A 13147-nucleotide genomic window follows, 5' to 3' on the forward strand; every position below is an offset into this window, starting at 1 on the left:
GGCACCGCATTTTGGGACAGGCAGGCGATGCCGGTGATCGCGGCCAATACGCCGTACCGGACGGAGGCGCGTACCGGTCCGCTGTCCGATCGGCTTTGGACGAGCCGCACCGCCCGCCGCACCAACTGTTCGGGCAGCCCCGTCTCGGCCAGCCCGGCGGCGAACGCGCCAAGCAAGGCATAGCTTAGCGCGATGCCGGCGTTGTCCTTCAGCCCTTCGGAGAAGGTTGCGATCGTGTTCGAGATCGGCATCCCCCCGGCCCATCCGCCGATGATGGTGGACACGAGCAGGGCGAGGATGACATGCACCCGCAGCAGGCTTAGTCCGAATAATACCGCGAGAGAGAGTAGCACCGCATTCATGTAAAGATCAACCTCACTTGATGATAATAATTAATTAATACATTACCACGTTACTAGAGTAATGTATAACATTTGTTGTCATCCATTTTATGACATTCCGCTCCTATTCTTGTTCTCCCACCCGCCTTTTGTCCTTACTATAGTGTTCTGCAAGCCGGGTCCAACGCAGCAACCGGCAACCCAACGAAATAAGGACAGGGCCGGCTCGAGCCGGAGAGGCTATCTATCCCGGGACGAGCGCGGTTCATTTCCGGGACGCAGGAGGAGTTCCTGCTCGTTGCGGATGCAGTCTTTCCCGCTTTTCCGGTACACTGAATTAAGGGTTGGAGTTCGTGCGGAAGCGGTGCTGTAGCGATAAGTCGCGGCCGAATTCCTTGCTTCGGAACGGCTTAACGGGAGTGGGGCGTAACACTGGTCAAATTATCAATATTTACATATGGATTTATTGAAAAAAAGATTGTACACGTGGTGATGATATAGTACATTATTTGAGTTCTGAAAGAAGAAACCAGAAAATTTCAGAAAAATTTCAAAGAGGATCTACCTACATTTGAGGATAGAGTGGAGGAAATGCACATGAATTCTGCACCAACTAACAAGAAGAACGAGTCGGCATTCAGCCTGTTCCGGAACCGATTCGTGCAAGCTATCATGACGGCGGGATTGTTCATGCAGGTCGGCATCTGGATCCGCAACTTCGCAGTGCTGCTGTTCGTCATGGAGATGACGAACGGGGATGCCTTCGCGGTTTCGATGATATCGGTAGCGGAATACGCTCCGATCTTCGTCTTTTCGTTCATCGGGGGAGCCTTCGCCGATCGTTGGCGCCCGAAGCGTACCATGATATGGTGTGATATATTGAGTGCCTTGTCCGTGTTCACGGTCTTGATAACCATCCTGCTTGGATCGTGGCAGGCCGTCTTTTTCACGACCTTTATTTCGGCCATTCTGTCGCAATTCTCGCAGCCTTCTTCCATGAAGCTGTTCAAGCAGCATGTTCCGGCCGAGATGATGCAGGCGGGAATGTCCATCTTCCAGACGATGGTAGCCCTGTTCATGGTACTCGGTCCGGCCATCGGCACGATGATCTTTCAGCAATATGGGATTACGACATCACTGGTCCTTACCGGAGTGGCCTTCATGTTGTCGGCGGTCGCCTTGACGTTCCTGCCTGGCGATTATCAGGAGGATGAAGTGAAGAAGCAGGATTCCCGGGTATGGGATGAGCTTAGAGCCGGCTTGCGCTATGTGATGAAAAGCAAGCTGCTGAAGTCGCTTGGCGGCTGCTTCGCCTTCGCGGGGCTGGCGATCGGGATCATTCAGCCTATGGGGGCTTTCCTCGTGACGGAGCGTCTTGGCTTGCCGAAGGAGAATTTGAGTTATCTGATGATGACGAATGGCGTGGCGATGATGATCGGCGGTTCCATCGCGATGGGGATATCGAAGCGGCTGCTGCCGCAGCATATGCTGGCGATCGGCATGCTGTTCAGCAGCATCGGAATTCTGATGACGGGCATGTCGACCCAATTGTGGCTTACGCTCGTGGCACAGTTCATCAGTGGTTTGATGCTCCCCTCGATTCAGATCGGCATCAACACGATGATTCTGCAAAATACGGAAGGGTCCTTTATCGGTCGGGTCAACGGCATATTGACGCCGTTGTTCATGGGGGCAACGGTCATCATGATGTCGATCTCCGGATGGATTAAACAGGTGACTTCCATTACGACCATGTATGAGATCTCTGCGGTTCTGTTTCTGTTCGGGATTGCCGTCATGCTGCCGATTCTCCGCTTGAAGAAGACGCCGGAGCCTGTACAGCCGGCGAAGGCTCCGGCTGGCCAGGAGTGACCGAATGTCCGTGTCTTATGGACGATGAACAAAACCGTAGAAGTCGAGTGTCGGGAGTGAATCCGGATTTTCGCGGAACAAGGGGGGTACCACGATAACTCTCGTCCCGTTTTTGGGGCGAGTTTTTTATTTTGCTGCCAATTGCCCAACACTAGGCGGTATACCGACCGAAAGCGAGGAATATGTCATGGAGACGACTCATCCTGCAACAGCCGTGACGATGGAGCATATCGTCGGTCCTACCATGTGTTAAAAGGAATTCATTGTACGGACGCCTTTGCAGCGCGATCTGATTTTATCCGATGTACTTGGACCGAACGATGACATTGCCCGGTTCGAATAGAACAAGAAGCATAACAAGGATGACGGCTTCGCCCTGGTCGGCATCGAGCTGGGGCATACCGAAGATTATGAGCCGCTGTACGATATGCTCGTCTAATGATTCCGCCCGTGCTCATCGAGAATGGGCTCCCGGCCGATTACAGTTGAAGTCCACCCGTGATATGTTATATTAATAGACAAAGCGCTAGAGAGAAAGGTTGATTGCTGGTGGAGAACTCTAATACTACATCGAATTTTATTCGCAATAGGATTGAGAATGAACTGGGAGAAGGCCGGGTGGAGAAGATCGTGACCCGGTTCCCGCCCGAGCCGAACGGATATTTGCATATCGGTCATGCGAAGTCGATTTGTCTGAATTTCGAGCTGGCCAAGGAGTTCAAGGGCCGGGCGCATCTCCGCTTCGATGACACGAACCCGCTCAAGGAAGATACGGAATTCGTCGAATCGATCAAGGAGGATGTCCGCTGGCTCGGCTTCGACTGGGACGGGCTCTACTTCGCCTCCGATTATTTTGACGAGATGTATAAGCGCGCTGTGCTGCTGATTAAGAAGGGCAAAGCCTTCGTCTGCGATCTGAGCGCCGACGAGATGCGGGAGATGCGGGGCACGCTGACTGAACCAGGGAAGAACAGCCCGTACCGCGATCGCTCGATCGAGGAAAATCTGGACTTATTCGAGCGGATGAAGAACGGCGAATTCAAAAATGGGGATAAGGTGCTGCGCGCCAAGATCGACATGGCCTCCCCGAATATCAATCTCCGCGATCCGGTTATTTATCGCATTGCGCATGCGACGCATCATAACACCGGCGACAAATGGTGCATTTACCCGATGTACGCGTTCGCCCATCCGCTGGAGGATGCGATCGAAGGGATTACCCATTCCATCTGCACGCTGGAGTTCGAGGATCAGCGTCCGCTGTATGACTGGGTTGTGCAGCAATGCGAGATGGAGGCAACGCCCCATCAATATGAATTCGCGCGTCTCAATATGACGAATACGGTCATGAGCAAGCGGAAGCTGAAGCTGCTCGTGGACGAGGGGATCGTGGACGGCTGGGACGATCCGCGGATGCCGACCATTTCTGGCCTGCGCCGCCGCGGCTTTACGCCGGAATCGATTCGGACGTTCTGCCGGGAGATCGGCGTGACGAAGGGGAACAGCATGGTCGATTCCAAGTATCTCGATCATTTCATCCGCGAAGACTTGAAGCTGAAGGCGCCGCGTACGATGGGCGTGCTCAAGCCGTTGAAGGTCGTCATTACGAACTATCCGGAAGGCAAGATCGAATGGCTGGACGCGGAAGTGAATTCGGAAAATCCGGAGATGGGGATCCGCCAAATTCCGTTCTCGCGCGAGATTTACATCGAGCAGGACGACTTCATGGAGAATCCGCCGAGCAAATATTTCCGCCTGTTCCCGGGCAATGAAGTCCGCTTGAAGCACGCGTACTTTATCAAGTGCAATGAAGTGATCAAGGATAGCGACGGCCAGATCGTCGAGGTGCGCTGCACGTATGATCCGGAGACGAAGAGCGGCAGCGGCTTCACCGGCCGCAAGGTGAAGGGAACGATTCACTGGGTCGAGGCTTCCCAGGCGGTTCCGGCGGAATTCCGGCTGTATGAGCCGCTTATTCTTGACGAGACGGGGGACGAAGGCGACACGACGTTCCTGGATCGGATCAACCCGGCTTCTCTGGTCGTGGAGCAGGGCTTCGTGGAGCCAAATATGAAGGGTGTCGCAGGCCATGACAAATATCAATTTTTCCGCCACGGTTATTTCAATGCGGATCCGAAATATACGAATAACGGACGTATCGTGTTCAATCTTATCGTATCGTTAAAGAGCTCATTCGAGCTCTCGAAGAAGTAACTTCGAACGGCGCAAGATGTAGATCGGAGCCGACTGCGAGATAATTCTGGCTGTGGAAGCACGCGGCAGGAACGTTAGGCGGTACTCATCACAGCGTCGAAGGATACGCTTAAGGAAAGGGTGGCTGTCATGAGAAACAAAGTCATTCTATTGACGTCGGATTGTATCGGCGCCGAAGAGAACGGGCTGGGCCCGTCCGTGCTGGAGACCTTCCTGACGCTGGTGAAGCAGCAGGAAGAGTTTCCGGCCGCGATTTTCTGCATGAATCGGGGGGTGCTTGCGCTGACTTCCCGGTCCATGTCCTCGCTGCAACTGGCCGATCTGGCCGAGGCGGGAGTGCCGGTGCTGGCTTGCAAGACATGCGTAGATCATTACGGCATCGCGGACGAGCTGGAGGCGGGCAAGATGTCAAGCATGGGCGAGTTCGTCCAGCTCGCCTCCCGGCATGAAGTGCTGACGTTAGGCTGACTTTGCCGCGAGCACCGTTATGCTGGCCAGACAAGAATAGCGTGAAGTTGCTGCACCATACATCGTATTGCTGGTTGCAGGCGTTGCATGAACCGGGTTCCTGAGGGACCCGGTTTTTGCTGTTGGCGTGAAGCGGCATGCTGATTACGGCTTATCCGTCAGCAGCTTATCCTTCAGCGCGGCGATGTCGTCCGCGGACAAGCCGAGCGATTCGGTTACGAAGCGGCCGACCTCGCCGTATTCCCGCTCGATCTCCGCGAAGGCGGCTTCCAAATATTCCAACCTTGCCTCCCAGATGGCGTCGAGCACCTCATTGCTGACCTTTCCCTTGCCCAGCTTGGCAGCCATCTTCGAACGCAGCAGCCCCGTGTTAAGATAGCGGTTCGTCAGCAAATAATCGGTCATGACCGTGTCCTTCGGAACCTCCAGCGTCAGGAGCAGCAGCGCGGCTACCAGGCCGGTCCGATCCTTGCCTGCTGTACAGTGGAACAGCAATGGAGCACCGTTCTCCGCCAGCAGATGATCGAAGATGCTGCGTATTCCCGCCGTCGAGTGGACGAGCGAGCGGTTCATGTCGACGAGCAGTTGCCCCGGCTCGCCTGCCAGTCGGCTGCCTGGATCCGATACGTCTCCGGGCTGGCGAATAACATCCTTGCCCAGCATCTCGACGAGCGGGATATGGGAATGGAAGGCGGGCGCAAGCGGCGGAGACGGCATTGTCGCCACTTCGTCGCAGTCCCGAAGATCGCAGATCTGGCGCAGGTGCAGTGAATCCAGATAGGCGAGATCGTCAGGAGTCAGATCCGATAATTCCGGAGAGCGGTACAGCTTGCCCCACTGGACATACCGCCCTTCGGCTGTCCGGTATCCACCGAGATCGCGGAAGTTGGATACGCCCGCGAGCGGAAGCACGCGCTCGGCTGTCGTCAGCAAATATCGCCCATTTTGGCATAGATGATAGTAGCTTCTGCGGCGAGGGATCGGATCGGGGAATGAGACCTCCTGTCCCGGAATTATTGTGGCTGTCAAGGCGGACGTCTCCGGATCATATTGGGGGCGCGGGCTGGAGTACAAGGTCAGGGGGCCCGTCCCCCATCCACCTTCATCGGCAAGCAGGAAGCAGAGCCGGCCGGATGCCTTGGACCGGTGGATGGCGGCGGTCTCCAGCGGCGCGTGGTTCATGGCGTTGAATGTTGTCGGCATTGTCAAGTCACCTCTCCCGTTCTCATTCATGATGAAGCTTACGACTCCATCATATACGATATGCAGGGATCAAGCGAACGACGACCGCCCATAAGGGTAAATTTGTTGACGATGAAAAAGTAAACGCTGCCTGTGCTCTCGGTTAATCACGTTATTCGCCGCACCGTGCAAGTGATCACCCGGGAGTCGTAAACCTGGTGATCGGATTAGAGCACCCGCTTGGCGCCGATGTAAGTGCGGATGGACCAGGCGGAAGACAAGCTGGTTATCGCAACGCTGCCGGCGGAGCCAGAAGTAGCGTTGATATATTTATTGTCACCAATGTAAATACCAACATGTGAAATCGTCTTGCCGTTGGCGGCGAAAAATACGAGATCGCCAGGCTGCAGACGGGTCACTTTCGCGCCTAACGAGTTGTACATGGCGCCGGACGTGCGCGGAAGCTCGATCCCATGCGAGCGGAAGACGTAGCTCACAAAGCCGGAGCAGTCGAAGCCTCTAGGAGACGTTCCACCCCATATATAAGGAACGCCTAGATAGCTGATTGCCGTGTTCAAGATCGCGGCGGCCTTATTCTCTGCCAGATAGGCCGAGGCGGTTTGTATCTCTCCCCGACTCCGATTGATGCGGGGAATGTCCTTCATCTGTTCCGCATCCCATGTAAAGCTCAATTGAAGCTGATCCAACAGGAAGCGGAAAGGCACGTATGTATTGTCCTTGTAGGATATCGGGGCGCTGTTCATACTTGCCGTATTGCCGTTCACCTCGGCCTTGGAGCTGTTGGACTTCAGCCGGATCGTATTCGTTCCATTCGACATTTCAATGGTCTGCACGCCTGTGCCATCGGCCTGCCAATTCAAATCATAGCCCAATTGCTCGGCTACAGGGCGCAGAGGAACAAGCATGTTCTGCGCTTCATCTATAATAGGAAAAATATCATTCGTAAATTGAAAATCTTCACCGTTCACTTGGATGGTAATCTGCTTCGCGGCGGCTTGGGCAGTCGTATGAGTCCATGCACTGTCTGCCAGCAGCATACATCCGAATACGGCACCAGCCACAAGGGTAGATCGGATGGCGGTCTTCACGGCATCTCCTCCTTCATAGTTAGAAATGTAAACGGATTACTAAAAAAAACGACAAAACTAGCCTACCACAGGTTACAAAATGATTACAATAGGCTAGGGGAATCATTATAACAAAAATGTAACCTTTCTGGAGAGATGCTTTATTTTGCTGTGCAGAGTCAGTGTGGAGCGGATCGGCGCTTGCTGCCGTGTTCATCGGAAGCTGCTAGGTCTGAGGAACTATGGTTGATGGCGCTTGCATCCGACGTTGGAGCGCAGATGGAGCACTATGCGGAGGAGCGGGGCCGGGCGTTGTCCGCAGTGCAGATTTATAAAAAAACAGCTTATTTTACCTATTTTTTAGTGCATCAATACAAAATATAGGTTAAGATGGATATGTTAACGCTTAACTATAAAGTATTTATTTTAATCGGGGAGGCGTAACAAATGAGTAAGGGAAAATATTTTACGCACACGCTTCGCTTGCTGACCGTGCTCGCCGTAATTTCAGCGCTTGTAGGTTGCGGCAGCAGATCGGACAGCAAAAATGTCAGTCCTTCCACAGATTCTTCAGGGCAGGAGAAGCTGAAGAAGATAACGATTTTCCAATCCAAGGTCGAGATCGCGGGGCAATTAGAGAAATTGGCTCAGAAATATACAGAGGAAACGGGGAATGAAGCGGAGGTATGGGGCGTTGCCGGGGATAACTACGTGACGCAGCTGCAGGTGAAGCTGACGAGCAATCAAGGGCCGTCCATCTTCAGTATGGCCCCAGGTACGGAAGCAGAGAAGTTCAAGTCTTACTTCTATGATATGAGCAATGAAGGGTATGCGAAGAATGTAGCGCCGAATATGGCGTTGGAAGTGGACGGCAAGGTAATGGGAATTCCGTATGGCGTGGAGGGTTACGGCCTGGTTTACAACAAGGATCTCGTTGATCCTTCCGAGGTGACGGACCTGGCTTCTTTCACCAAGACGCTGGAAAAGTTCAAGGACGAAAACAGCAACGGTCTTGCACTTTCTCAGGAGGCGTATTTCCTCATCGGCCATATCATCAATACGCCGATCGCTTTGCAGCCCGATCCTGTCGGCTACATCAATAAGCTGAACAAGGGCGAAGTGAAGATGGCCGATACGAAGGAGTTCCAGGAATTTGCAAAATTTCTCGATGCCATCAAGACCTATGCCAAAAATCCGATGGAGATCAAGTACGATACGCAAATGGGCGGCTTCGCAACGATGGTGCACCAAGGCAACTGGTGCTTCTCGATGCTGAAGGACTTCGGCGATTTCGGCTCCAACATCGGAATGATGCCGCTTCCGATCAACGGCAACAAAAAGCTGACGGTAGCCGTGGCAAGCTACTGGGTCGTAAATGGGACAGCGGATGCAGATGAAGTCAAAGCCGCAAACGCTTTCCTGGATTGGTTCTTCAACAGCGAGACAGGCAAGAAAACGATAGTGGAGGAATTTCAGTTCATTCCGGCTATGACGAATATCGAAGTAGGAAAAATGGATCCATTGTCTCAAGCGGTATATGAAGCCACTCAGAGCGGGGAAACGTTAATAGCGGCGTACAACTACTTCCCGGCAGGCATCATTACCAACGATCTGGCGCCGGCAGCCCAAGCGTTCTTCCTGGATAAGGCGATGAGCGGAGAGCAGTTCCTCGAGAAGCTGGACGAAGTCTGGGCCAAAGCGGCCCAATAATCGGATATGCCTGCTTGAAGACAAAAAGCCTAACCCGTAGGTTTTGAATACATAACCGTGTTAGGCCTTTTGTTATTCTGGCTCCCGCCATCATGTTCCAGCGTGATAGGGTGGCTGGCTCGAACTTTACCGGAAAGAAGGGATGGATCATGAAGAAGCGGAAGGACCGGCTATGGTTTGCCTTATTTACGCTTCCCCTGCTTTTTATTTTTACCACCGTCGTCGTCATACCGTTTCTGTTCGGTATTGCTTATTCGTTGGTGCAATGGGATGGCATTCCGGCCAACCCCAAAGTATTCGTTGGGCTCGATAACTATGTTCAGCTGTTCCAGGATGAACGATTCCTGGCATCAGCGTGGCACACGCTGACGTTCACGACTGTGGCGGTGCTGCTCGTCAACGTATTCGGTCTCGCTTTCTCCATCTTTGTTACCGCGAAGCTGCGAGTGCGCAATCTCGCCCGTACGATGTTCTTTATGCCGAATCTGATCGGCGGACTTATTCTAGGTTATATCTGGCAGTTCATCTTTACGGATGCGATGGGTTATATCGGCGAGAGCACAGGGCTTGCCAACGTATTCTTCAACTGGCTTCTCCATTCTCAGTTTGCCTTGTTCGCCCTGGTTGTCGTGTTCACGTGGCAGTTTGCCGGCTATACGATGATTATTTATGTTGCCGGGCTTCAGGGGGTGCCGGATGAGCTGATTGAAGCCTCGAAGGTGGACGGAGCGAATGGGTGGCATCGTCTCACCCAGATTACGCTTCCGCTGCTCATGCCGGCGTTCACGATCTGCCTCTTCCTGACGTTGTCCGGCGCGTTCAAAATCTATGACGTGAACTTGAGCTTAACGCGCGGCGGCCCGAACAATGCGACCGAGATGTTCGCGATGAATATTTTCAACGAGATTTTTGCCTACGGCAATTACGGTCTCGGACAAGCGAAGGCCGTGCTCTTCTTCCTTGTCGTGGCGGTCTTTACCTTGACTCAGGTGTTCCTGACAATGAAAAGAGAGGTGCAGTACTAATGAAGAATACGAGCAAATGGCTGCTTGAACTATTGCTGCTTCTGCTGGCTCTCCTCTTTTTGTCACCGATCTATTTGATGCTGGTCAATGCATTCAAAAACCGTGCGGAGCTGTATGAGAACGCGCTCGCTCTTCCGACTTCATTCAGCTTCCAATACTATAAAGAAGCCATGGAGAAGATGAACTTCTTCACCGCCTTCGGCAATTCGTTGTATGTCACGGTCGTCTCTGTCGTCCTTGTCATTGTGCTGGCGTCGATGACCGCCTGGATGCTGGTTCGCACCGACAATAAGCTGAGCAAAGTCATTTTCATGACCTTGGTCGCCACCATGCTCATTCCGTTCCAGACGCTGATGATGCCGTTGATGCAGGTGATGGACTGGATTCGGACCCATCTTCATATTCCGATGCTGAACACTCATAAAGGCTTAATCTACATGAATGTAGGCTTCGCCTCGGGAATGGCGGTCTTTCTCTATCATGGATTTATCAAGTCGATCCCGATCGATCTGGAGGAGGCGGCAACTATCGATGGTTGCAGCAAGTTCGGGGTATTCTGGAGAATCGTATTTCCGCTGCTCAAAAATATTACGATCACCGTAGCCATTCTTAACGTGATCGCACTGTGGAACGATTACTTGCTTCCATCCCTGACCTTGGCGGACAAGGGGCTGAGAACGATTCCGCTGTCGACCTTCTACTTTTTCGGCGAGTTCACGATCGTATGGAATCAGGCGATGGCCGGGCTGACACTCACAATCATCCCGATTGTCCTCTTCTATATTTTCGCGCAGAAGTATATTATTAAGGGCATTGCTGCAGGTGCGGTAAAATAGAAGGACAGGCTTGGATACGTTCAACAACTTGGCAACTTCCAATTGAAGATGATTGCACCAGGTTCTTATGGAATCTCTTTTGTGAGTTGATTGTACCTTCCTCGTATGGAAGAAACAATAGCTCTCCTCTGTCTTCAAAGTTGAGCGTATATAAACCGGAGTTGGGTTCCATCCAAAGTCCATGTCAAGCTATCAGATGGTTATGAAGATCGAGGTATCGGGAAAATCTTCGACTGCACATGGGATACGGGAAATGAACTAGGGCTACCCAGTACCAAGAAATAGACCCTAATCATGGAGAAGCTTGGAGGCAATCTCGCAGATAGGGCCATATCGAAGGTGAGTTTCTATAAAAATAGAAGATGCGCGATGCACGCGATAATCGGCAAGGTAAGCAAGGTGCGGAGCAGGAAAAGGACAACCAGATCCTTGAAGCTTACGGGCAGCTTAGAGCCGAGCAGCAATCCGCCGACCTCAGACATATAAATAAGTTGGGTGACCGATAATGCCGCAATGACGAAGCGGGTCATATCACTTGTGATGTCAGAGGCCAGCACCGTAGGCAGGAACATATCGGCGAATCCGACAAGAATGGTCTGGGAAGCCGCTTCCGCTTCGGGAATACCGAGCAACTGCAGCAGCGGAACGAATGGCCAGCCGAGCCATTTGAAGACTGGCGTGAATTTGGCGATGGCCACAGCCAGTGTGCCGATGGCCATCACAATAGGGATCACGCCGATCCACAGGTCGATAATGTTTCTGCAGCCGTCCCGAAGGAAGGAGCCTGCTCCTCCGTGCTGGCGCGCCTTGCCGACGGCTTGGCGCAGCCCCCAACGCCAAGGGCTCCATGCCGTGGGGATGACTTCTTCTTCCGCAGGCGTGGCGCCGGGCGAATACGTGTCCGGCTTGCGCGACAGCGGCGGAATGCGCGGCATGATGACGGCTGCTGCCATCCCGGCAAAGGTTACCGTCGCATAAAAAGGAAGAAACAGATGCCCTAGCCTGACATTGCTCAGCACGATGAAACTGAACGTGATCGATACAGCCGTAAATGTTGTGCCGATGACGGCGGCTTCGCGCTTCGTGTAGTATCCGGATTCATACTGCTTGCTCGTCATCATGACACCAATGGTGCCATCTCCAAGCCAGGATGCCATACAATTGATAGAGGCTCGTCCCGGCAAAGTAAAGAGGGGGCGCATAATCCGGGTCATAAGTGTACCGCAAAACTCAAGCAGGCCAAAATCGACCAGCAGCGGCAGCAGAAGCCCCGCCAGCAAAAATACAACCAACAAGCCAGGGATAAGATCGGAGAGCAGCATGCCTCCCGTGCTCTCGGACCATATCCATTCTGGCCCGACCCGGAACAAGGTAAGTATCGCAAATATTCCCCCCAACGTCCGTGCGGCGAACCAGAAGGGAGAAATGTCGAACAGGGTATTCCATAGCGGTATATGCAGCAACTTGACCGGCTTCAGCCAGCGGGTATAAGCGGTTCCCAGCCAGGCGAGCACGATGATGAACGTGACCGCTGACGGGAGCCAGGGCGCAAGCCCTTGTGTGATGGCGTTGGTCAGGAAGGCGATGGGCACGGTCACTTCTCCGTTCCACGGAACGGGAATGACGAAGAGAAACAACCCAAGTAAAGAGGGAATAGCGAAATGCAGCAACCCTTTTCTATTCAATTGCGGTGTGTGCGCAAGTTTTCGTTGCGCATTGTCGTTCTTGGCTACCATATATGAAAAATTCTCCTTGGATTACGGTATAATTATGCAGCATCTTTTACTTTATTACAAATAGAGTCGAAATCCAAGGGCAGATTTGGTATTTTTAAGAATTAGCCGAGAACACTCGTGACTTCAGTCATGAGATGAATCGGTCTCGGACAAGAGATAGCTACTTGCTATCTCGATTGTCCGACTGTTCGAGTGCGTATTGAATGAGATAAGAATGAGATAAATGATGGTTTGGGTACGAGTGGTAAACCCCTTCTTTTCTTTAAACTCGTCAATTCGCTTTAATCATTCTTTCGGATAACGCATGTTTACGACTTGTGACATAGATAAGCACTTCCTTGTGTATTAGAATGATATGCAAAATAACGACGATAGGATACAATATTTGTATATTAAAATAATATACGAAAACATAGTTTATTTATATTCAGTTGCATATGTCTGCTCCTTTGTAAAAAACGAATGAAACGAATGGGGGAGGGCACTAGGCTGAATTTACCATTTATTTTGTCCTTCAAGACCTTTTTAGCGGGTCTGTCAATAACTTTGTGTAAACTCGTTTATAGAGAATCTCCCCCGACAGGGAGATCGACCCTCACGGCAGATGCTGGCCGATGCGCTCTGGAAAGAAAACGGAGAGCTGCAGCAGCATTTGGCCCCAGTTTTGCACGCGGC

Annotated in this window: 10 protein-coding genes and 1 pseudogene; 7 read left to right on the forward strand and 4 right to left on the reverse strand. The window is 52.3% G+C overall.

The features are described 5' to 3' along the window. Window positions 1–362, reverse strand: a pseudogene (locus PPOP_RS17590) (sodium:proton antiporter); the annotation flags it as partial. A gap of 576 nt (window positions 363–938) precedes the next feature. Between PPOP_RS17590 and PPOP_RS17595 the strand changes: the two are divergent. The 3 genes from PPOP_RS17595 (at window position 939) to PPOP_RS17605 (ending at window position 4895) form a co-directional block, all read left to right on the forward strand. Next, on the forward strand, window positions 939–2213 hold the full coding sequence (locus PPOP_RS17595) for an MFS transporter (protein WP_042229802.1): 1275 nt from the start codon (window positions 939–941) through the stop codon (window positions 2211–2213). 549 nt (window positions 2214–2762) lie between these two features. After that, window positions 2763–4427 (forward strand): glutamine--tRNA ligase/YqeY domain fusion protein, encoded by a 1665-nt coding sequence (locus PPOP_RS17600; RefSeq protein ID WP_006288014.1) that lies wholly within the window; start codon window positions 2763–2765, stop codon window positions 4425–4427. A gap of 129 nt (window positions 4428–4556) precedes the next feature. Continuing rightward, window positions 4557–4895 (forward strand): DsrE family protein, encoded by a 339-nt coding sequence (locus tag PPOP_RS17605; protein WP_006288015.1) that lies wholly within the window; start codon window positions 4557–4559, stop codon window positions 4893–4895. A gap of 144 nt (window positions 4896–5039) precedes the next feature. Here the strand turns inward: PPOP_RS17605 and PPOP_RS17610 are convergent, their stop codons facing one another. Together PPOP_RS17610 and PPOP_RS17615 are read right to left on the reverse strand one after the other, a co-directional pair. Next, window positions 5040–6098, reverse strand: a complete 1059-nt coding sequence (locus PPOP_RS17610; RefSeq protein ID WP_006288016.1) for a tyrosine-protein phosphatase — start codon at window positions 6096–6098, stop codon at window positions 5040–5042. Window positions 6099–6304: 206 nt separating this feature from the next. Further along, window positions 6305–7186 carry a C40 family peptidase gene (locus tag PPOP_RS17615; protein WP_006288017.1) on the reverse strand — a complete coding sequence of 294 codons (882 nt, stop codon included), beginning with the start codon at window positions 7184–7186 and terminating at the stop codon, window positions 6305–6307. Between the two features lie 228 nt (window positions 7187–7414). Between PPOP_RS17615 and PPOP_RS25235 the strand changes: the two genes are divergently transcribed. From PPOP_RS25235 to PPOP_RS17635, 4 genes are all read left to right on the forward strand, one after another. Next, entirely contained in the window at window positions 7415–7549 is a 135-nt protein-coding gene (locus PPOP_RS25235) for a hypothetical protein (protein ID WP_267879090.1), read from the forward strand. A 63-nt stretch (window positions 7550–7612) separates the two neighbouring features. Next, window positions 7613–8875, forward strand: a complete 1263-nt coding sequence (locus tag PPOP_RS17625) for a sugar ABC transporter substrate-binding protein (RefSeq protein WP_006288018.1) — start codon at window positions 7613–7615, stop codon at window positions 8873–8875. Between the two features lie 149 nt (window positions 8876–9024). Continuing rightward, window positions 9025–9900 carry a carbohydrate ABC transporter permease gene (locus PPOP_RS17630; RefSeq protein ID WP_006288019.1) on the forward strand — a complete coding sequence of 292 codons (876 nt, stop codon included), beginning with the start codon at window positions 9025–9027 and terminating at the stop codon, window positions 9898–9900. Beyond that, window positions 9900–10736, forward strand: a complete 837-nt coding sequence (locus PPOP_RS17635) for a carbohydrate ABC transporter permease (RefSeq protein ID WP_006288020.1) — start codon at window positions 9900–9902, stop codon at window positions 10734–10736. The genes PPOP_RS17630 and PPOP_RS17635 overlap by 1 nt, the downstream gene beginning before the upstream one ends. Window positions 10737–11083: 347 nt before the next feature. On the opposite strand, the gene PPOP_RS17640 is transcribed toward PPOP_RS17635, so the two are convergent. Continuing rightward, entirely contained in the window at window positions 11084–12472 is a 1389-nt protein-coding gene (locus PPOP_RS17640) for a YjiH family protein (protein WP_006288021.1), read from the reverse strand. Window positions 12473–13147: the final 675 nt, after the last annotated feature.

The sequence above is a fragment of the Paenibacillus popilliae ATCC 14706 genome (genome assembly GCF_000315235.1).
In the GTDB taxonomy this organism is placed as follows: domain Bacteria; phylum Bacillota; class Bacilli; order Paenibacillales; family Paenibacillaceae; genus Paenibacillus_B; species Paenibacillus_B popilliae.